We start from the raw sequence: 20715 nt of genomic DNA on the forward strand, positions 1-20715 counted from the left end.
GCCGTGCGCATGGCCGTGGTCGTGGTCGTGGTGCGCGTGGCCCTTCCGCGGTTCGTCGTGCGCGTGGTCGTGATCGTCGTGACGATCGTGATCGTGATCGTGACCATCCTCATGCGCGTGGTCGTGATGCGCGTGATCTTCGGGGTGCGCCGCACGGGCCATGGCCGGGAGGGTAGTCCATCCGCGAGCGGGCGAAGGCACCGATCGACGCGCTCCGGCGTCGAGACCTCCGCTCGGGCGAGCCGAGCGGGTCAAAACTTGGCGGGGGGCGGGCTTCGTTGACTATGCTCCGCCCCATGGCCGAACCGTCGGACCGCCTCGTGTGGGTGGACCTCGAGATGACCGGGCTCGATCCACAGCGCTGCGCGATCGTCGAGATCGCGACGATCATCACGGACTGTAACCTCCGCGTCGTGGAAGAGGGCCCGAACCTCGTCATCCACCAGCCGCCCGAGGTGCTCGCCACGATGAACGACTTCGTCCGCGACCTGCACGCGCGCTCGGGGCTGCTCGAACGGATCCCGACCTCGAAGGTCACCCTCGACGACGCCGCCGCGCAGACGCTCGCCTTCGTGCAGAAGCACGTGACGAAAGGGACGGCGCCGCTCTGTGGGAACTCCGTCTGGAAGGACCGCGAGTTCCTCGAGCGCTACATGCCCGCGTTCGTGGCCCACCTGCATTACCGCATGATCGACGTGTCCACGCTGAAGGAGCTCGTGAAGCGGTGGTGTCCCGAACGGCAGGCGCCGAAGAAGAAGGAGACGCACCGCGCGCTCGACGACATCCGCGAATCGATCGAGGAGCTCGCCCATTACCAGAAGCTCCTGTTCGCGCCCCTCGCGCGCGCCTGAAGATCGCCGTGTAAGGCGAAGGCTCGGGTCTCGTTCTCATGCACACGCCACGGAGAACGGATACCCGCCATGTTCGCAGAGACGCGCCTCGCCTCGATAGTCGCCCCCATCCTCGCCTCGATCTCCCTGCTCGCCGGCTGCGGCGGCGCGCCGTCACCGATGGCCGAGCCCCAGGCCTACGCCGCCGCGCGGCCCGAAATGGTCGCGCCCGCCGCGCCCGCGCTCCAGCGCTCGTACTTCACGAAGGACGTGACCGGCGCGCTCACCGAGCAGGACCTGCAAACCGTGCTCGAAGCGCCGATCGATTTGCAGCTCCCGGCGCGCATCGGCGTGATTCCCCTGGCAGAACCGTTTGATCCCAAAGGATCGCCGTCACTCGGCCTCCGGAGCACGGCATCACACCATTTCGCCAAGACGCTCGCGGGAAATCCCCATTTCTCGCAGGTCACGGACATCTCGACGGACCTGCCGAACGTGGGCGGAATCGAGGGGCTGCGCGTGATCGCCGCCCGCTACCGGCTCAGGTATCTCGTGCTTTATTCGGAGCGCTTCGAGGACAGCACGCACCTGAACGGCTGGGCGTGGCTCTATCCGACCGTGCTCGGCATGTTCCTCGCGCCGGGCGTGACCGTCGAGAGCCAGGGGATCGCGCAGGCCGATTTCCTCGACGTACGCACGGGGACGATCCTGTTTTCGGTGAGCGAGCCGCTGCACGTGTCGAAGAAGGAGCAGATGATCGGCGCGGCGCGCTCGCACAAGGAGGAGCAAGGGAAGATCGCCGCCGACGGGGCGCGCGCGCTCGCCAAGCGCGTGCACGTGCAGACGAACGCGCTCGTGGCCTTCGCCGAGGCCACACACGGCGCGCAGCCGAGGCCGAAGCTCCTGCCCGCCCCCGTCGTCGCGTCGTCGCCCGGGACGACGGGCGTGGTCGCGGAAATGGGCCTCGCCAAACCCTGAATCAAGCGCGCCAGAGCGCGAGCACCCACAAGAGCACGCCCGCGAGCGCGACGAAGATGCCCGCCCGCGCCCGCGCGAGGTCGAAGCCGTCCGGCGACGCGCTCGAACGGCGCACGGCCCACGCAGCGCCGCCCGCCCACGCGACGAACGCGACGAGCAAGAGGACGACCCACGGCGTGCGCGGCGCCTCGTCGCGCAGGAGCGCCGCGAGCTGCTTCTCCTCGATGCGCTGCGGCGGCTCGGTGCGCGTGCCCGGCGGGCGCGGCGCCGCGGCCTCGATCCGCGCGATGGCCAGGTTCGCGCGGTCGAGGTCCTCCTTGTGCGGGACGAGGAGCCAGCGCGTCTCGATCGCCGCCGTGCGGACGCCACGCCAGGCGAGGAGCGCGAGATCCCGATCGCCGAGACCTTCCGCCGTCGTAGCAATCGACGCGAGCCGCTCGTAGGCGACCCGCACGTGCGGCGCGCCCGGCGCATACCAGCCGGCGGCCCTGCGCGCCCGGACGGTGGCCTCGTACGCGTCGCCGCGCCGCAGCGCCGCCGTGCTCTCGGCGATCTCCGCTTCGCCCGACCACACGACACGCGCCGTCACCGCGCCGACGAGCAGCCCGACGATCGCCGCGGCTCCGAGCGCGCGCACGACCCGCGCGACGAAACGCGCGCGCGCGGGCGAAATCGAGGTCGTTCCGGCCGCGTCGTTCACAGGAAATCACGCTCGTTGAAGACGAGCGCAGCCACGGCGAGGAGCCCCAAAGACCAGCCGAACGACGTGAGCGACGCCATGCCGAGGTACGACGAGAGCTTCACGTCGATCGCCTCGCCGACGAGCAGCGGCCGCGCCGGGACGAAGATTTGCAGGTTCGGGACGATCTTCGAAAGCCCGACACCCATGTCGTGAATCGTTTGTCCGAATTGCTTCACGGGCAGCCGCGCCAGGTTGTCGGCATACCGGCCCACGAGCCACACGCCGAGCGTGAAGAGCGCCGAGAGGAAGGGCGTGGAGAACGAGGCGAAGAGCGTGGCCGCCGCAGCGACGATCGCGATCTCGAGCAGCGTGAGCAGGCTCGACGCGAGCACGACGCGGCGCTCGTCCGGCGCGACGCCCGAGAGGACGACGCCGAGCACGAGCATGCCCGCGGCCCACGGGATCACGCCATAGGTGCGCATCGCCGGGACGCGCCAGGCGACGAGGCCCATGAGCAAGAGCCAGCCGAGCGCGCCGCCCACGATGCGAGAGAGGTGCGCGGCCGAGTTGCTCGCGCCGAGGCCCGCGCTGAGCAGGAGCACGAGGCCCGCGTCGGCCATGATGAAGACGACGATCGTGAGCAGCGTGCCGAGGTACTTGCCGACGAGGTACTCGCTGCGGCGGATCGGCCGGGCCAGGATGGGAAAAAGCGTCTTCTGTTCGAGCTCGCGGTAGAGCGAGGTCGCGCCGATGACGATCGCCACGAGCAAGCTGAAGATCGAGATCGACGCCGCGCCGAGGTCGCTCACGACGCGCGGCGCGTTCTTCAGCGTGAAGGCGCCGACCACGAGCGAGAAGAGCGACACGAAGAAGGCCACGACCGCGAGCCCGAGCAAGATGCGCGCGCGCACCGACTCGCGGTACGTGTTCAGGGCGATGACGCCGATCCGGCCGAACATGGCGCGGAACGTATCACGAAGCGATCAGCCGTTCCCCTCAGACCTTGCGCACGCAGCCGCCGCCCACGTCGAGGAAGCGACCGCGCCGAAGAGCCGACTCGAGCGCAGCGTCGAGGCCCGTCAAGATCGAGCCGCCGCGCTGCAAACGCGCAAAGGAGAGACCCGTGTTCGACGCGGCCCAGTACGCGGCGAAGCGCAAGGCCGCGTCGCGATCGGTCGGCTCGCGGTCGAGCGCGTTCATCAGGCAGAGCGTCCAATCCTCGGACGAATAATCCTTCGCGTCGGTACGAATGGCGCGGATCTGGCCGCGCTTCGGACGATCGAAGCGGCCCGCGCGCAGGCCGTTGTCGATCGCTCGCTCCACGGCGACGCGCGCTTTGGCCTTCTTCGCTTCGTCCTCCTCGTCGGCGAGGCCGAGGAGCACGAGCGCGTCGAGCACCTGCCCGACCGCTTCGTCCCTGTCGAGCGCGCCCTTGCCGAACAGGATCTCGAAGACCCAATCGATCTGCGCGTCGCGGCTCGCGTGCACGAAGCCAGGCTCGCCGTGGTTTTCCGATTCCACCCGAGGAGAGGTCGACCTTCGGCGATTTCGAGGAGGTGTCATCTTGCCCGTTCCAGCCCCGGATCGAGGCCGAGCGAGCGGCGTATGTACTTCCATGTGGGCGCGCCGTCGAGCCCCCACGTGCATCCCTCGAAAAAGCTTTCCTTCGCGTGGTTGCGTGATGTGGGCAATATTTCACGGGTTCGGCGCGGCGTGACCCGACCCGGACGCGTGTCCTTCCGAATGGTTTCGCTCGACGTCGCCCGGCTCGTCAGTACCTTCCGGCCCGTGGTCGTCATCGGTGGTCAGGGTCAGGGGCGTTCGCAGTCATTTCCGTTCCCTACGCGCTTCGCCGCGCTCCGGCGTGGGAGCGTCGCTTACTTCGACGCGGGAGAGGGGGAAAGCGTGGTGTTCGTCCACGGACTCGTGGGTGATTTCACGCACTTCGAGCATGTCTTGAACCCCCTCGCCGGGCGATTTCGCCTCGCTGGGCTCGATCTTCCGGGCTGCGGGCTCTCGTACAAGCCGAGGACGCGGAACACGATCGACGGCTACGCCGACACGCTCCTGGAATGGATGGACGAGCGCGGGATGCGCCGGGTGACGCTCGTCGGGCACTCGGCCGGAGGGCAGGTCGTGGCGCAAGCCGCGTTACGTGCGCCCGAGCGGGTCGAGCGGCTCGTGCTGATCGGCGCGGCGGGGATGCGAAGGTACCCGCCCGGCACGCCGTGGCTCGCCGAGACGCTGCTTCAGCCCTGGCTCCTGTCGCGCACGCTCGACCGCCTGGCGATGCCGATGCTCGACCACGTGTTCGTCGCTCGAAACGAGTATACCGAGAAATTCGTGAGGGATTCCCTCGACCGGCCCATTCACCCGACCATTGACGAAATGGCGAAGGTCTTCCACGACCTGGCAAAAGATCTGGTGTCCCCGACGATCCTGGAAAATGCGCATCGCTTCCGCATGCCAGTCCTGGTCGTCTGGGGAGAGCGGGACCGATTGATTCCACGGGAGAGCGCGGCGGAGGTGGCAGCCAAGCTACCCAAGGTTATAATGAGAGTCATTCCTGGGTGCGGCCACCTGCCCATGATCGAATGTCCGGACGAGGTCGTCCGGACGATCGAGGGCTTCTTCGGCTCCGTGATCGTGCCCGAGGTGACCAGGACGATTCCCGCATGAAATCCGAAGTCGCGCAGCATTCGAGCGCGTCCCGCAAGAGCACCCGAAAATACGGACATACCGTCCCCGAGATCCGCAAGGACGTCGTCCGGCGCTCGCACCGCATCATCTCGCGGATCGTGAAATCATATTTTCGCAGCGAGATTCGCGGCGCCGAGCGGCTCCCGTCGTCCCAGACGATCATCGTCTCCCACCACGACGGCGGCGTGCTTCCGATCAATGGCCTCTGCCTCGGAGTCCACTGGTACGACCATTTCGGCTTCGATCGCCCGCTCTACGTTCTCACGCACGATTTGCTGCACAGCCTCTGGGATCCGTTCTCCAAGCTGCTCGCGGATTCGGGGCTGCTCCGCGCCGACCGGAATGCCATGGACGCCGTGCTCGAGCGCGGGCAATCCGTCCTGCTCTTCCCCGGCGCCGCCCGCGAGTCGTTCCGCCCGTTCTGGCACCGCGCGAAGATCGACCTCGGCGGTCGCAAAGGCTTCATCGCGCAGGCGATCCGCTGGGGGCTGCCCATCACGCCCGTGGTCTCCGCAGGCTCGCACGAGACCGTCGTCGTCCTCTCCGGCGGCCACGAGTTCGCGAAGGCGATCGGCATCCCGAAGATCGTGCGGTCCGCCGACATCTGGCCCGTCCTCGCGGGGCTGCCCTGGGGGGTCTGGGCGCTGCCGTTCCTGCCGCAAATCCCGCTGCCCGCGAAGATCACGACCGAGGTCCTGCCCCCGATCCACCTCTCCGAGGCGCTCGGATTGGACCTCGGCCCGCACCACGCCTCCGATCCGGAGATCGTGCAGGCCGGCTTCGACCTCGTCGTCGGCCGCATGCGCAAGCGCCTCGGCGAGCTCTACGACGAGCGCAAGTACCCCGTCCTCGGCTGACCCGCTTTCCGCTCAGCGCTTGCGCGGCGAGCTCCACTCGCGCCGGAGCAGGCCGTAGACACACTGATCCACGCGGCGGCCGTGGATCATGAAATGCTCGCGCAGCGTGCCCTCGTGCACGAAGCCGAGCTTCTCCGCGAGCCTACGCGAGGCGCGGTTCGGTTCGCTGATGTACGCGTAGAGCCGCGCGAGGTCGGTCTGCTCGAAGACCCGATCGATGAGCGCCGCCACCGCCTGCGTGGCGATGCCCCGGCGATGGTAGGCCTGCGCGACGTGGTAGCTGAGCTCGGCGTGGCCGAGGCGAAAGCTCGGCCTGAGGATCGAGACGATCCCCACACACTCGTCCTGACACTGCACGATCCAGCGGTGCTCCTGCTTCTCTGGATCCGAGAGGTCCGGCGTCGACGCGACGAGCCTCCGGCGCAGCGCATCGACCGACCACGGCTCGATCGGCATGTGCCTCTGGGCATGCGCCTCGCTCCGCCAGCCGAACCAGAGCTGCGCATGAGCCGCGCGAGGCGGCACGAGCTGGACCTGGGAGCCACGCGGGACCGCAGATAAGGCCATCGTCATCGCAGAAAAACGCGGGGAGGGTCCGCGACGCCGCGATGCTAAGGGCAAGTCGCCCGCTCGCGCAATGGATGCAGTAGGGCGCGCGACGATCCTTCTCGAATCCCACGTTTCGCGATATCTCTCGGGGTCGTTCGAATCCTTCGAAAACCCGGGAGCTTAACCATGCCCAGCCGCGTTCGGCCTCGTCGCACATTGCGTCTCTCCATCGTCGCCTCCACCGCCCTTTCGGGCGTGGCGCTCACCCTGCTCGGCGCGTCGCTCTTCGGATGCGGCTCCGATACGTCGGACGTGTTCCAGACCGGCGGGAGCGCCGGCGCTGGAAACGCCACGAACACAGGATCCGGCGGCTCCGCCGGACCCGGCGGGCCCGGCGGCGGCGGGCCAGGCGGCGGCGGACAAGGCGGGGGCGGACAGGGCGGCGCGGGCGCGGGGACGAGCGGGAGCGAGGACTGCCTCGACGGCGCAGACAACGACGGCGACGGCGATGTCGACTGCGCCGACGCCGATTGCACGGAGGGTTTTACCTGCGTGGACGAGGCGCCGGCGGGCTGGTCGTACACGTGGGCCGCGGAAGGGGACGTGGTGCCCGCGTCGTGCGAAGCCGGCGCCGGGGCCGAGGTGCTCTTCACGGATCCCGCGGGCGCGGCCGAGTGTTCGGCGTGCACCTGCGGGACTCTGGAAGGCGCGGCGTGCTCGACGCCGGGCCTGCAGTGTCACACGAACACGGGCAATTGCTTCGGCAACGGCGAGAGCTGGACGGGCGCGTTCCAGAACGGCGCGTGCGCCAAGCCGACGAACCTGCTCGGCCTCTCCATCTCGCTCTCGTGCCGCCTGAACGGGACGGCGATGGTGACCTCGCCCGGGAGCTGTCCGCCCTCCGTGAGCGACTTCCAGAACAAGGAGCCCTTCGCCGGCAAGATCGCGGCGTGCGGCGCGAAGACCTCGAACGGCGGCTGCGGCGCCGGATCGGCCTGCGCGCCGAAGCCCGCCGCGGACACGGAGAGCCTCTGCCTGCGGCAGGAGGGCGAGCACGCGTGCCCCGACGGCTTCACGCAGATCGTGAGTTACAAGAACGCCACGGACACGCGCGCATGCAGCGCGTGCGCGTGCGAGCCCGACGCGACGTGCATGGGCGGGCAGTACCGCTTCTTCGACTACGACATGTGCATGGCCGGCGGCGACAATCCGATCGCCGTGGACAGTGGCACGTGCAGGAACGTGAGCGCGCCGCTCGACTCGAACACGTGGTCGGTTCAGCAGGTGCCCGCCACGCCGAGCGGCTCGTGCGTCCCGACGGGCGGCGCGCCGACAGGCGAGCTCACGCCCGAAGGCGCGGTGACCTTCTGCTGCAAGTGAGTCCGGGTTTGGAAGGATGAACGGGGGAAGGAGGGGGCTCGGCGCGGAAGGCCGAGCCCCTTTTTCATCGCCTCAGGCGCGCCGACGGCGACGACCAAAGGCGAGGAGCGCGACGCCGAGCGCCGCGAGCAAGCCACGCGAGGCGTCGTCGTCGGTCGCGACCGCGCAACCCGCGCAACCACCGCCAAGCTTGACGCCGTCGGCCGTGTCGCCGCCGCCCGTGCCACCACCGCCCGTGCCGCCGCCGCCCGCGCCGGTCGGATCCACGCATTGCCCGATGCTGCCGTCCATCGAGGTGCACTCGAGCTCCGACGGGCAAGCGTTGCCGCCGCTGCCGCGGCAACCCTCGACGCAAGCGTTGCTCTCGTCGCACACCATGCCGCTCGTCGGGCCGCCGCAATCGGCGTCGACGTCGCATTCCTCGACGACGTCGTCGCTCGGGTCGTTCGGATCGGTCTCGCCGCTATCGACCGCGCCGTTGCCGTTCGCGTCCTCGACGCCGTCGGGGATGCCGCCGTTGTCGGTGTCCGCGTCGATCGGGCTCGTCGTGGTCGCGCCGCTGTCCGCGTCGGCCTTGCAGAGGTTCGCCGCCGGATCCGTCGCCGGGTTCGAGCAATCGAACCCGAGCTCCAGGCCGTCGGGCAGGCCGTCGTTGTCGCTGTCCGGATCGACGACGTTCTTGATGCCGTCGCCGTCCGAGTCGTCGCTCGGGTTCGGCTCCTTGCCGTCGATCACGCCGTCGTCGTCCGTGTCCGCGTCGTTCGGATCCGAGCCGAGGAAGCCCTCGAGATCGTCGCTGAGCCCGTCGCCGTCCGTGTCGACGATCGTGCTGTCGTCGCTCGGATCGTTCGGGTTGCCCTCGCCCGGATCGATGACGCCGTTGAGGTTCGCGTCCTCGGAGCCGTCGGACACGCCGCCGTCGTCCGTGTCCGCGTCGATCGGGCTCGTCTTCGTCGCGCCCATGTCGGCGTCGGGCACGCAGCGGCCTTCGGTCTTGTCGGTCGCGGGGTTGTCGCAGCCGAGGCCGAGCTCGGTGCCGTCGAACAGGCCGTCGTTGTCGCTGTCGGCGTCGGTGATGTTCGGCGCGCCGTCGCCGTCCGTGTCGAACGACGGGTTCGGCTCGGCGCCGTCGAGCACGCCGTCGTCGTCCGTGTCCGCGTCGTTCGGATCGGAGCCGAGGTGCTCTTCGAGGTCGTTGGAGAGGCCGTCGCCATCCGAGTCGAGGACAGTGCTGTCGTCGCTCGGATCGTTCGGATCCTTCTCGCCCGGATCGATCTGGCCGTTGAGGTTCGAGTCCTCCGAGCCGTCGTTCACGCCGCCGTCGTCCGTGTCCGCGTCGATCGGGCTCGTCTTCGTCGCGCCCATGTCGGCGTCGGGCACGCAGTAGGCCTCGTTCGTCCCGGGTGCCTTGCAGTCGTAGCCGAGCTCGGTGCCGTCGAGCAGGCCGTCGTTGTCGCTGTCGGGATCGAGCGCGTTGATCAGGCCGTCGCCGTCCGAGTCCTCGGCGGGGTTCGGCTCTTCTCCGTCGGGCACGCCGTCGTCGTCCGAGTCCGCGTCGTTCGGATCGGTGCCGAGCGTGCCTTCGACGATGTCGGAGAGGCCGTCGTTGTCGCTGTCGACGATGGTGCTGTCGTCGGCGGGGTTGTTCGGATCGCCCTCGCCCGGATCGATCTGGCCGTTGAGGTTCGCGTCCTCGGAGCCGTCGGACACGCCGCCGTCGTCCGTGTCGGCGTCGATCGGGCTCGTCGTCGTCGCGCCCATGTCCGCGTCGGGCTTGCAGGTGCCGGCCGAAACGTTGGTCGCGGCGTTCGAACAGTCGAGCCCGAGCTCGGTGCCGTCGAAGAGGCCGTCGTTGTCGCTGTCGGCGTCGAGCACGTTGGGCACGCCGTCGCCGTCGGTGTCGATCGACGGGTTCGGCTCCTGGCCGTCGATCACGCCGTCGTCGTCGCTGTCGGCGTCGTTCGGATCCGAGCCGAGCGTGCCCTCGACGATGTCGGAGAGGCCGTCGCCGTCGGTGTCGGCGATCGTGTTGTCGTCGGAGGGATCGAGCGGATTGCCCTCGCCGGGATCGATCTGCCCGTTGAGGTTCCCGTCCTCGGAGCCGTCGCCCACGCCGCCGTTGTCGGTGTCGGCGTCGAGCGGATCGGTCGTCGTCGCGCCCATGTCCGCGTCGGGGCGGCAGGCGCCGGCCGAGGCGTTCGTCGCGGGATCGTCGCAGCCGAGGCCGAGCTCGGTGCCGTCGAGCAGGCCGTCATTGTCGCTGTCGGGGTCGAGCGCGTTGATGAGGCCGTCGCCGTCGGAGTCGACGTCCCATTGCGGCTCCATGCCGTCGGTCACGCCGTCGTCGTCCGAGTCGGCGTCGTTCGGATCGGTGCCGGCCGCGTTCTCGTCGTCGTTCGAAATACCGTCGGCGTCCGAGTCGACGATGACCACGGTGGGAGGCGCGCCGGGGGTGGCGCCGTTGCCGTCGGTCGGCGTGTCCTCGGCGGGCGCGCCTTGCGTGCCGCTCGCGCTGATCACGGCCTGGTTGATGATGCTGCCGCCGACGCCGGGATTCACCGTGACGCGGAAGCGGATCGTGGTCGTCTCGCCGACGTTGAGGCTGCCGCCGACGCTCGCATTCGCGCCCGCGCCGAGGCGGACGACGACCGTGCTCGTGGCCGCGTCGAACTCGCCTTGATCGTCGGCCGTCGCGTCCGTCTTCACGCCCATGTTCGGGCCCGTGACGACCTCGAGAGAGCCCGGGACGTACGTCACTTCGGCCGGGAGTTTGTCCGTGAGAACCGTCTCCTTCGACGTGTCGTCGCCCGTGTTGCTGACGACGATCGTGTACTCGAGCTCGTCGCCGGGGTTGAGCGTGCCGCCGTTCAGATCGGTGACGCTCTTCGCGGACGAGGTGAAGTCGGGCTTGAGCGTGGAGATCGCCGTGACGAAGCCGCCGAGGATGTAGCCGTCGCTCGACGTCTTCGCGACGAGCTGGGCCGAGGTCGAGCCGGGCGTGACGATGCTCGTGATGTCGAGGATGTCGAGATCGATGCCGCTCATGCTCCGCGCAGCGCCCGCGAGCTGCGGCAGATCCCCCATCACCGAGACGGGCGCGCCGAGGCGCGAGCGCGTGCCGTTGAAGAAGTTGTTGGCAGGGTTGGCGGCGTCCGAGAGCGTGGTCGCGTTCCAGCTCAGGCTGTCGCCGCCTTGCTGATCATCACCCTCGTACGCGACGACGCCGAGCTTCGCGTTGTAGGCCGCGAGCGGGACGGCGAAGCCGGAGATCGTCGCCGCGATGCCGTCCTGGTCCTCGCTAGAGACCTCGTCGAAGCCGTCGAAGAGCGTGATGTTGCGCGGCGGCTCGCTCTGGAGCTCGTAGACGACGACCATCCACCAGCCGGCGAACAGCGAGTTGTTGGGGACGTTGTTCAGCGCGACCGAGTCGACGCCGCCGAGGCGGTAGGGGCCCGAGCCGTACTGCTGCACGAGCGCCGTGATGTCCGCGACCGACTGATAGAACTCGTCGATGTTCGAGAGCGGGTCGCCGACGATGGAGTCGATCGCGGCCACGTTCTCGGCAAACGCGTTCGGGAACGGCGCGGGACGATCGAGGCTCACGTTGAGATCGGCCACGCCGGTCGGGCTGCGCGCGGCCCAGTAGAGGTACGCGTGCGTGACGGTGGCGCCGAGCGGCAGGGTCAGGTTCGCGGTCGTCCGCGCGGCGCTCACGCCCACCATCGTGCTGGCAGAGGCCTGGCCGGCCGCGGGCGCGTCCGCTTGCCAGTACACGTCGGGCGCGCTGTCGGTCGTGTTCGTGCCGCAGGCGCCGACGTTTCCGACGATGGGCGCGGGGACTCCAGACCCGCAGTCCTGCGCGAGCGTGTTGCCGATCAGAACGAAGTCACCCCGCTGGGTGACCTGGAAACGCTGCGCCGGTGCTGCGCTCGCCGTACCGGCCGTCACGCAGACGAGAGCGGCGACGATGCCGCCGAGGGCCGTTCTTCTTCTCATGCGTCCTCTCCAAGCAATCGGATGCAACCCCGGTTTATCATCAAGTTCCGTACCAGCAGTCGATCCGCGCGTCATCCCGACAAGAAGCGCGATCCTGCTGAATGAAGAAGAATTCATATCGATGCCTGCAGGCATCAACGATGTGCGGCTCGTGGTCCTCACTCCTCGCGGACGCGTTATGCTGATCGCTGAGGGCACAGCGCTCTCGCACCATGCACATCGAACTCATCATCGTTCGACACGGTCAATCGGAGGGGAACCGAGATCGTGTCTTCACAGGGCACGGCCCCTCACCGCTCACCGATCGTGGGCGCCGCGAAGCCGAGGCCGTGGCGCGGCGGATCACGGAGAAGCCGGTCACCGCGATCTTCGCGAGTGATCTGCCGCGGGCCCTGGAAACGGCAGCGCCCATCGTCGAGAAGTCCGGCGTGCCGCTCGTCGCGGACCCGGCCCTGCGCGAGCGCAATTTCGGCGAGCTGACCGGCACTTCGTTCGCCGACATCGAGGCGCGTCACCCCGACGTGTGGCGAGCGCTGCTCGCGCGCGACCCGCTCTTCCGCCCCCCGGGCGGCGAGTCGAACGCCGACTGCCGGGCCCGGATCGCGGGCTTCGTCGAAGGCCTCTTCACCCGCGGCGCCGAGGGCCGGATCGTGCTCGTGAGCCACGGCGTGGCGATCAACCAGCTCCTCTACCACCTGCTCGGCGTGCCGGTGGAGCTCGCGCCGCCCGTCGTCTTCCGCGTGGACAACTGCTCGGTCCAGCGCGTCGAGCGCCACGACGACACCGTGCGCATCCTCTGCATCAACGACCGCAGCCACCTCGAAGGTTTGACCTGAAACGAATGCGGGCCCCCGGACGAGGACACGTCCGGAGGCCCGCCTTTCGCTCACGAAGGCCGCGTCAGCACTTGCGCCAGATGATGTTGTACGTCTGTTGCACGACGAGGCTCACCGAGTCGACGGTCATGAGGCCGCTGCCCGAGGGGTTCGCGAGCGTCGAGACGGCCGCCTGCGTGCTGATGTTGAGCGGTCGGCTCGCGCCGCACGGCGACCACACCACGGCCTCGAGGGTGAGGTTGTCGCGGCGGAAGTAGTTCTCCGAGAAGGGCCCGACGATCTTGGTGCGGAAGCTGCGCCCCAGGCCGCCGGTGAAGTAGTAGTTCGACGTCTGTGTGCCGACGACGGCCGCCCCGAGTTCGGCGAAGCCGCGGTAGTCGGCCGAGACGAGCGAGAAGCTATAGCCCTGCGGGAAGGCCATATCGACGGTGATCTGGCAGAACTTGCGCGCCTCGCTCGGCTGGCCGAGCGGGCTCGCCTCGGCGGTGAAGGCCCCGAAGATGAGCTCCAGGGCTTTGCGGTCCTCGGAGAGGGTGCCGGCGACCGAGTTCTGCGGGCAGCCGGTGCCGTTGTACACGAGCCCGCGGATCTCGACGCCTTCGGGCGGTTCGATGAGGTCGTAAGGCTGTGCGTCGGCCCGCTCCGAGATGCCGAGGACGACCGAGCCGGCCGCGACGAACGCAACGAAGAGCTTCTTCATGATGATGTCCCCCCAGATCGCTCGCGGGTCTTCGGCCCGCGGCGGTGTATTGGGCACGACGAAGGCGCAGGGGTCCGCCCAGACCGCCCCCTCCGTGCCGTCCGATCGCGAACCTGAGGAGGCGAGCAGGCGGTCGCAAGCCTCGGACGGCGCCCTCGGCGCGCTTCCTTTCCCGCGTTTTCGAGCGCGCCAGCGTGCGTCCGCGGAAGGACATCGCGGAACACGAGCGCATGGAAAACGAAAAACGCCGTGTTCCAGCTCGGGAACACGGCGCTTCTTCTCGCTGCGGGTTTTTCTTGGTGGACCTGACAGGGATCGAACCTGCGACCTCTAGAGTGCGATTCTAGCGCTCTCCCAACTGAGCTACAGGCCCGTCAGCGACTCGCGGGACTCTACTGATTGAGCTTCACGAGTCAAGACGAAAGTTTTGTTTCGGCGGTTCGGTCAGCCTCCGGACCTCGCCTGCGTGCGGACGGCGGGGTTTTCGAAGGAGAACAGCTTGTTCTTCTCCAGCTTGTACGACTGCGTCTTGCCGAAGGGCGGGTTCATGTCCTGGATCCAGTACACGTCCCCCGAGACGATCGTGTCCTCCGGCCGCCCCGTGCGCTCCGGGTAGCGGAAGATGAAGTCCCGCATCGCGTCCCGGTACGCCGAGTTCGCCGGCAGGTGCATGCGGTTGAAGTAGTCGCTCCAGATCTGGTTGTACCGGAGGCTCTGGGCCTTCGTGAGGTCGAACTCCGGCGGCTTTCCGGTGAACGGGTCGATCGAGCGGCCGTCGATGGTCTTCGCGTCGACGATGATCGTGCCGTCGTCCATCACGGGGTTCGGCGAGAACATGAACCAGCCCTGGAGGTAGCGCATCTTCTGCGCGAGGACGCGCAAGGGCTCGGGGTGCGGGACCTTCACGCGGCGGTTGACGACCCAGAGCTCGACGAGCGCCTGGTTCACCGCGCCCGCGAGCATCGCGACGATGGCGAGCTCGCGCAGCGTGATGACGAAACGACCGACCTTCCGACGAAGCGGCGAAGGCTCGGTGCTGGTCACGGGGCCCGGCGCGCGCGGGACGCGCAGGCCGAAGAAACGCGAGACGTCGCGCGTGGTGATCACGTTCCAGATCGCGTCGACGAGGTGCGAGAGGCCAGGCGCGCGGAAGAGCCAGGCGATCGCGGGGCCGAGCGGCAAGGCCGCGATGATGTCGGCGAGGGCGGCGCTACGCTCGAGGCGCTTGTTGTCCTGCGGGCGCTCCACGGCGATGCCATGCGTGAGGCCCTCCTCGGCGCGGAACGTGAGCAGCTCGTAGCGGTCGAGGCGCTTCCAGATGCGGCAGAGCCAGAGCGAGGCGCCGGAGGATCCGTCGAAGAGGACGACCCGCGCGCGGTGGGCGCGGCGCATCGTGCGGGTGGCGAGCTCCCAGTCGTCGGTGGTGAAGAGCAACGTGGAGAAGACGCACATCGCCCAGGCGAAGGGGCCGAGGACGAACGTCGCGCCGAAGCCGATGTGCAGGATGCACATGAGCGCGATGGCGAGCCGGCGGGCCCAGGCACGGCCGAGCGGCGAGGCGAGGCAGATCGGGATCGTGGCCTCGGCCATCAGGACGAACTTCGTGCCGACGATGATGAGCGCGGGCGGGACGAGGCCACGCACGGCCGCCACGATGGGCGTGACCATGCGGTCGACCCAGAGCACGTAATGGACTGCCGTGCCGTTTTTCCAGGCCGTCCCGGTCTTGTGAATGACGTTGAAGTAATAAATGGCGCAGATCTGGAGGAGGATGACGCCGGCCACGAGCGAGACGTGCGGCGTGAGCTTGCGCGGCTCGATGACGTCGGTGCGGTCGTTGAGCTCGTCCGCGTTCGCCTCTTTGCGGCGGCGCATCGAGTCGAGCAGGGCGTCGACGGAGAAGCGGTCCCCCATCGGGAGGAACGCGGTCCACATCACGAGGAGGTTGAAAACGACGTAGCCGCCATTCTCGATGAGGAGGATGCGGCCATTCATGCTGGCCACGAAGATCGCGGCGAGGACGTGGGCGATACGCGTCTTGTAGCCGACGAGGACGCAGGTGAACGTGACGAGGAGGATCGCCCAGAGGGCCCAGAGCTCGGGGGCGGTGGAGAAGGCATTGAAGAGGGTGAACGCGCCCCAGGCCTGAGGCCGGAAGAGGTTCAGGTGCGTCGGCAGGACCCCCTTGTCCGAGTACATGTGGAGCCAGTCCGGCGTGCGCCGGAAGAGGTCCGTGACGAGGAGGAAGCCGAGCATGATCCGGGCGAAGCCGAGGGTCCGCCGGTCGATCGAGAGGTAGACGTCGCGGATGATCGTCCAGTAGCCCTGGAGGTGCCACGAGAGCCATCCGAGCCCCTTGGGCGTCTCGGGCGCGGCTTCGGAGGGCTCTTCCGGCGCTTCGTCGAGGGCCTCGGGGGCCGTGCTTGCGTCGATGGGAGGCTGGCCGGTGGCGGAGCTCATGGGGCGTTCCCCCATTAGCGCGAATTTCGCGCCGCCGCACCTCTTCCCTTCCCGCGCGCGCAGGGTTCGCGCTAGGCTCGGCGCGATCCTGCGTATCCGCGGGGCTATCACATGCTGGACGCTACGGAACGGAAGACCCTGGCCTGGTGCACCTTCATCGCGGGGGTGTTATGCCTGATCCCCGGGGAGACGCCGCGCGGGCCGCGGGTATGGGACTACGCCCGCCAGGTCCTCCTCGACCGGCTGCTGGAGCATCGAGCGACGCAGATCGCATGGGCGATTTGCGCGATCCTCGTGATCCATCACGTGTGGAAATCTCGGACCGAAGCGGTAACGGCGCCGGCAGATGCCACGTCGCCCGCGGGGAGCGCTCGAACGGACGGGGCGGCGTAGCGGGCCGATCTCGGTTGGGGCTTGACAGGTCGCTCAGAAGGAGAACCTGCCGGCGACTGCGGGTTCCATGCTGATGCCGGTCCATGCGAGCGTGCGGAGGAAGCGCACGCTGCAGGCGGCGACGAGGGCCAGGTGCTTCGCGAGCGTGTAGGCGATCCCGAGATGGAGCGCGGGGAAGAGGCCGAGATACCGTGAACAGAGGGCCCACGCATTGCAGATGGGGACGCGGCCGAAATCGAGGTGCGCGGCGAGCTCGAAGGACAAGGGGGCGCGGGAGGGTCGATAGCCAGCGCCCAGGAGGGGGCCTCCGAGGATGCCCATCCAGGCTGCGTCGCGGAAGAGGCCAAAAGCGCCGAGATGAGCGCCGAGGCCGAGAGATACGTTTTCGCGCAGGGCAAAGGTGCGGCGAGCGGTGAGGGAGGGCATGAGGCCGCCGGTCGAGCGCCTGGCGTGGTCGCCGAGGACGACGTAGGAGGCTTTTACGTCGAATTGCCACGAGTCGGGATCTGCGTGGGCTGTACGAGTGTGGAGAAGTGCGGCGAGGAATGGCCCGCAGAGCGTGACCATGGCGCGGGTATTCATGATTTGGGCTTCGGTAGAACTTCGCGTACCTTGCGGATCGCGGTGAGCCAGGCTTCCGAGGGGCGCGGTGGCTCCTTTCGCGTGCATGCCGCATACACGGCGAGGACCGCTGCCAGCGTCTCTTGCTCGGCCTCCTCGGGCTTCTCGATCATTCGATTGCCGACCCAGTAGAACTCGCCCGGGAGGCGGGTCGCGAGCGCCCTCTCGTCCACCGGTATGCCTTCCGTCTCGCAATACGCGCGGTAGGCTAGCTCGGCAGCGATGTCCTTGCGCACGGCGCGTATTCTTCGCAGGAGGCCACGCTCACCCTCCCGATGGGCGCGGGCCCATTCCGCGTCCTCCTGGGGGACGGGCTCTTGTTTGGCCTGGCGATCGAGCTCCAGGAGCTCCGCGAGCAGCGCCTCCCTCTCGGCAGGATCGACCGTGCAATAAAGCTCCCGCGCGAGCTCGGCCTCGCGCGCGGCGGCGGGGCCCGGCGCGAGGGGGAGGATCTTGAGCTCGGCCCGCTTCATTCGGAGCTCTCGCAGTCGCTCCTTCGTACCCGGAGGGACGACCGATCCTTTCACGGGCTCGAGCGGCCCTTTCCAGGCGCGAGCCTTTCTATCCGTCCATTTCTCCCTTACGGCCCGGGCTGCTGCGCGCCAGTGCTCCGAAGGCTCTGGCGCCGGCTGCCCCGCGCGGCTTCCAAAGGCGGCCAGAGCAGCGCCCAGGGTCTCCTCTTCGCTCTCGCCTTCGGGGGCGCCCGCCACGCGACCGCCGAAGTCGTACCAGGGCTCGTGATCGAGCTCGGAGCTCCTCCAAGAGCTAACGCGGCCCTCGAACGTGCCCCCCGTGCTTGCGAGATAGCCCTGGTGCGCCCATTCCCCCGCGTTCTGCCGTCGCGTCGCCTCCAGGGCCCACGCGTCTCGTTCGCGGTGAAGCCGCGCCCACTCCACGTCCTCCTCGGGGACGGGATCCTGGAAAGCCCGGCGGCGGAGCTGAGCAATTTCGGCCGCGATCGCAAGCTTGCCGGCCTCGTCCTCCATGTACCAATACTCCAGCCCGAGCTCGGCCTCGAGCGCAGCGCTGGGCCCTTTCGCAATGGGCTTGGGGTCGAGGGTCTGATCCCGCTTCACGTCACCCTCCTCCTTCCGGCGGATCTGTTTCGGTGGCCGGATCGCTCGGGCACCCCCACCCCGGTCCCGCGCCGAGCGGACAAAGCAGAGGCGCGAGCTCTGGCGCAACGAACCCCGGCGGCGGCGCGGGAAGGGAGACCAGGACGTCGATCATATCGTCGAACGAGATCGACTCTTCCTTCCACAAAGACTCCGGCACCTTGTCCGGTTCGTATCGCCAATCGAACACGAAGCGACACTCGACGTCCGTGCCAGGAATCTGGCTCTCCAGAAGCTCCTGCTTTTTAAGAGTCGTCTGCGTGGATACCCACTCGTCCTTGCACATGAGGTAGGTCACGGCCAAGGGCACCTCTTTGAGGCAGCGGAGAAGGTCGTAGACGATCCAACTCGGTTCTTGATCCTGCCAGTTACCCCACTGATTTCCGGCGAACACGCGGCACTGGATCTTCCCTACCTGATCGGCCTCGGGGACCATGCTGAAGTAGTTGATCCCCTTCGCGTTCATGACCGTCCGCCGCATGAGGATGATGTCTTCAGGCGCCATCCCGGCGAGCCGGTCGCGCAGCGCCTGGCGGTCATCCGGATCCATGATCGAACAGCTCGGCAAAACGAGGGCGATCAGCCCGATCGCCGCAGCGCGGAGGAGCGGTTTCACGAACGGATGCTCTCACGGGGTCGACAATGACGTCAACCGCGCCCCCCGGCGCCTCAACCCTCCGGGGTCCCGGCCCCCTGCTTCGCCTTCGCCGCGCGCTTCGCGCGTCTCCGCGCCGTCGCCTTCTCCGCCGCCGCGAGCAATGGAGCGCGAATGGCGTCCACCATCGCGGCGGGCGCGACCGATTCGTCGAGGTTCGCGAGGATCGTCTCGGCGACCCTCGCCCAAGCGCGCATCCGCTTGCGGACCTCGGCCGGCGCGATTGCGATTTTCTGCGCCTCGGCGGCGGCTTGCGGCTTCTGATTCTCGACGGCGCCGAGCTGTTTCCCCGTCTCGCCGAGCTGCAAGGCGACGTCCTTCGCGGACGTGTCCTTGTCGACGTGAATGGCCCCGAGCACCGGGGAGAGCTCGCCCTCGGCGAGCTTCGCGATCTGCGCGGCATTGCCCGCTTCCGCCTGGTACGAGGCAGAGACGATGTTGAGTTTTTGCGGAAACAGCGCCTCCCGCGCGCCCTCGATGGCCTCCGCCGTCGCTTCGTTGGGAATGGGCTTGCCGAGCTCGTAATGCTGGGCCGCGAGCATCGAATAAAAGAGCGCGCGCGAGAGGTGATCGTGACGATCGTCGAGCTCCTCGGCCTCCTCGCCGAGGGCGCGGAGCGCGGACGCCGAGCTGTCGCCGTCCCGCGCCGCGACGAGGTCCGTATGCACCGCCTCAAGGCGCCCGATGAGCGGCGCGACCTCCGGGATGGCGAGGAACGAGGGCCTGTGCTGAGGATCGAGCCAGTGCGCCGAGACACTGATCATCTCCCCGATTTGTAGGTCACGGACGGAAGCTGTCATGGTATGGGAATGTACAGCCCCCACGGAAGGACTGGCAAGGGGGAAGGGACGTGTCACAGGTCACGAAGATCGACCTCCGAGGTCACCTTCGAGGTCCGCGCCGAGCTCCGACCGAACCTCCGAGGTCACCTTCGAGGTCCGCGCCGAGCTCCAAACCGACCCCCGAGGTCACCTTCGAGGTCCGCGCCGAGCTCCAAACCGACCCCCGAGGTCACCTTCGAGGTCCGCGCGGCACTCGAAACCAACCTCGGAGGTCGGGTTCCAGCTTCGTACAGCGCCCTGAACCAACCTCCGAGGTCGGGTCGGGACGCGGAGCGGACCTCGGAGGTGACCTCGGAGGTGACGTTGATGTTCGGCGAATGGCCATAGGCATGACCGAGCCGTGCGCCGGCCTCGGAGTGGCCTGTACATGCACCCGCCGGACAATGCGGTCGTTCTCTGCGTGGATGAGAAGTCGCAGATCCAGGCGCTCAACCGCTCGCTGCCGCTCTTGCCGATGCGGCCCGGGCAAATCGAGCGACGCACGCACGACTACGTGCGGCATGGGACCACGACGCTGTTCGCCGCGCTCGACTACGAGACGGGCAAGGTCATCGGTCGGATGTATCAGCGGCACCGGGCCGTCGAATTCCGGAAGTTTCTGCAGGCGATCGACGACGCAGTGCCGAAGGAGCTCGATCTCCACCTCATCCTCGACAACTACGCAACGCACAAGACGCCGCTCATCCAGCGATGGCTCGCACGGCATCCGAGGTTCCACGTGCACTTCACGCCGACCCACGGATCATGGCTCAATCTGGTGGAGAGGTGGTTCGCGCTGCTCACCGAACGCGCGCTACGGCGCGGCGTTCATTGCAGCGTGCGCGAGCTGGAAAAGGCGAGCCGCGAGGACCTCGACGCACACAACGAGGACCCCAAGCCCTTCGTGTGGACGAAGACCGCCGACGAGATCATCGAGAACATCAGGCGCTTCGCGCAGACGACGCTCGACATCCATGCCCCAGAGCGTTCTTGAATGAACTTCGGTCCCAGGACACTAGAACTCATCTCATAAACCGTCGAGTAGGTCCATCGGCTCCAACATCCCACTTTGTAGGATCAATCGAACGAGGCTCGGTCCAGTCGTCGGTACATTTTTGATTGCTGACGACATATGCAGGTGT

Annotated in this window: 18 protein-coding genes, 1 tRNA gene and 1 pseudogene; 8 read left to right on the forward strand and 12 right to left on the reverse strand. The window is 68.1% G+C overall.

The features are described 5' to 3' along the window. Positions 1–3: 3 nt before the first annotated feature. The 3 genes from QHF84_RS46130 (at position 4) to QHF84_RS46140 (ending at position 1808) form a co-directional block, all read left to right on the forward strand. Positions 4–282 carry a hypothetical protein gene (locus tag QHF84_RS46130; protein ID WP_281320011.1) on the forward strand — a complete coding sequence of 93 codons (279 nt, stop codon included), beginning with the start codon at positions 4–6 and terminating at the stop codon, positions 280–282. A 14-nt stretch (positions 283–296) separates the two neighbouring features. Then, positions 297–851 carry an oligoribonuclease gene (orn, locus tag QHF84_RS46135; RefSeq protein ID WP_281320012.1) on the forward strand — a complete coding sequence of 185 codons (555 nt, stop codon included), beginning with the start codon at positions 297–299 and terminating at the stop codon, positions 849–851. A 69-nt stretch (positions 852–920) separates the two neighbouring features. Then, positions 921–1808: a hypothetical protein gene (locus QHF84_RS46140; RefSeq protein ID WP_281320013.1), complete on the forward strand. Its 888-nt coding sequence runs from the start codon at positions 921–923 to the stop codon at positions 1806–1808. A gap of 1 nt (position 1809) precedes the next feature. Here QHF84_RS46140 and QHF84_RS46145 read toward each other — a convergent pair whose 3' ends face one another. The 3 genes from QHF84_RS46145 to QHF84_RS46155 are packed head-to-tail and all read right to left on the reverse strand — an operon-like array spanning position 1810 to position 4011. Further along, the gene (locus QHF84_RS46145) at positions 1810–2508 is read right to left on the reverse strand and encodes a hypothetical protein (protein ID WP_281320014.1); all 699 of its coding nucleotides are present in this window, start codon (positions 2506–2508) and stop codon (positions 1810–1812) included. Next, a complete protein-coding gene (locus QHF84_RS46150) occupies positions 2505–3449 on the reverse strand; it encodes an ABC transporter permease subunit (RefSeq protein WP_281320015.1) in 945 nt (314 codons plus the stop codon). The genes QHF84_RS46145 and QHF84_RS46150 overlap by 4 nt, the downstream gene beginning before the upstream one ends. A gap of 37 nt (positions 3450–3486) precedes the next feature. Then, positions 3487–4011 carry a hypothetical protein gene (locus QHF84_RS46155; RefSeq protein ID WP_281320016.1) on the reverse strand — a complete coding sequence of 175 codons (525 nt, stop codon included), beginning with the start codon at positions 4009–4011 and terminating at the stop codon, positions 3487–3489. 387 nt (positions 4012–4398) lie between these two features. Here QHF84_RS46155 and QHF84_RS46160 point away from each other — a divergent pair, with 387 nt between their 5' ends. Further along, on the forward strand, positions 4399–5169 hold the full coding sequence (locus QHF84_RS46160; protein ID WP_281320017.1) for an alpha/beta fold hydrolase: 771 nt from the start codon (positions 4399–4401) through the stop codon (positions 5167–5169). Further along, positions 5166–6047 (forward strand): 1-acyl-sn-glycerol-3-phosphate acyltransferase, encoded by an 882-nt coding sequence (locus tag QHF84_RS46165; protein ID WP_281320018.1) that lies wholly within the window; start codon positions 5166–5168, stop codon positions 6045–6047. The genes QHF84_RS46160 and QHF84_RS46165 overlap by 4 nt, the downstream gene beginning before the upstream one ends. Before the next feature lie 12 nt (positions 6048–6059). Here the strand turns inward: QHF84_RS46165 and QHF84_RS46170 are convergent, their stop codons facing one another. Beyond that, complete coding sequence (locus QHF84_RS46170; RefSeq protein ID WP_281320019.1) at positions 6060–6614, reverse strand: GNAT family protein; 555 nt, start codon at positions 6612–6614, stop codon at positions 6060–6062. A 198-nt stretch (positions 6615–6812) separates the two neighbouring features. Here QHF84_RS46170 and QHF84_RS46175 point away from each other — a divergent pair, with 198 nt between their 5' ends. Then, the gene (locus QHF84_RS46175) at positions 6813–7976 is read left to right on the forward strand and encodes a hypothetical protein (protein ID WP_281320020.1); all 1164 of its coding nucleotides are present in this window, start codon (positions 6813–6815) and stop codon (positions 7974–7976) included. 72 nt (positions 7977–8048) lie between these two features. Here the strand turns inward: QHF84_RS46175 and QHF84_RS46180 are convergent, their stop codons facing one another. Further along, positions 8049–11972 carry an isopeptide-forming domain-containing fimbrial protein gene (locus QHF84_RS46180; RefSeq protein ID WP_281320021.1) on the reverse strand — a complete coding sequence of 1308 codons (3924 nt, stop codon included), beginning with the start codon at positions 11970–11972 and terminating at the stop codon, positions 8049–8051. Positions 11973–12184: 212 nt separating this feature from the next. Between QHF84_RS46180 and QHF84_RS46185 the strand changes: the two genes are divergently transcribed. Further along, entirely contained in the window at positions 12185–12808 is a 624-nt protein-coding gene (locus QHF84_RS46185; RefSeq protein ID WP_281320022.1) for a histidine phosphatase family protein, read from the forward strand. Between the two features lie 64 nt (positions 12809–12872). On the opposite strand, the gene QHF84_RS46190 is transcribed toward QHF84_RS46185, so the two are convergent. From QHF84_RS46190 to QHF84_RS46220, 7 genes are all read right to left on the reverse strand, one after another. Continuing rightward, positions 12873–13508 carry a DUF4360 domain-containing protein gene (locus tag QHF84_RS46190; protein ID WP_281320023.1) on the reverse strand — a complete coding sequence of 212 codons (636 nt, stop codon included), beginning with the start codon at positions 13506–13508 and terminating at the stop codon, positions 12873–12875. A 297-nt stretch (positions 13509–13805) separates the two neighbouring features. Further along, positions 13806–13881 (reverse strand) — tRNA-Ala (locus QHF84_RS46195). Between the two features lie 71 nt (positions 13882–13952). Continuing rightward, positions 13953–15968: an HTTM domain-containing protein gene (locus QHF84_RS46200; RefSeq protein WP_281320024.1), complete on the reverse strand. Its 2016-nt coding sequence runs from the start codon at positions 15966–15968 to the stop codon at positions 13953–13955. Positions 15969–16394: 426 nt separating this feature from the next. Next, positions 16395–16943 carry a hypothetical protein gene (locus tag QHF84_RS46205; protein WP_281320025.1) on the reverse strand — a complete coding sequence of 183 codons (549 nt, stop codon included), beginning with the start codon at positions 16941–16943 and terminating at the stop codon, positions 16395–16397. Then, positions 16940–18058, reverse strand: coding sequence for a hypothetical protein (locus tag QHF84_RS46210; protein WP_281320026.1), 1119 nt, complete (start codon positions 18056–18058; stop codon positions 16940–16942). The genes QHF84_RS46205 and QHF84_RS46210 overlap by 4 nt, the downstream gene beginning before the upstream one ends. A gap of 1 nt (position 18059) precedes the next feature. Next, positions 18060–18647 carry a hypothetical protein gene (locus tag QHF84_RS46215; protein ID WP_281320027.1) on the reverse strand — a complete coding sequence of 196 codons (588 nt, stop codon included), beginning with the start codon at positions 18645–18647 and terminating at the stop codon, positions 18060–18062. Positions 18648–18766: 119 nt separating this feature from the next. Further along, positions 18767–19552 carry a hypothetical protein gene (locus QHF84_RS46220; protein ID WP_281320028.1) on the reverse strand — a complete coding sequence of 262 codons (786 nt, stop codon included), beginning with the start codon at positions 19550–19552 and terminating at the stop codon, positions 18767–18769. Positions 19553–19952: 400 nt separating this feature from the next. Between QHF84_RS46220 and QHF84_RS46225 the strand changes: the two are divergent. Further along, positions 19953–20567: pseudogene (locus tag QHF84_RS46225) on the forward strand (IS630 family transposase); the annotation flags it as partial. Positions 20568–20715: the final 148 nt, after the last annotated feature.

The organism is Polyangium sp. y55x31 (assembly GCF_029946505.1).
In the GTDB taxonomy this organism is placed as follows: domain Bacteria; phylum Myxococcota_A; class Polyangia; order Polyangiales; family Polyangiaceae; genus Polyangium.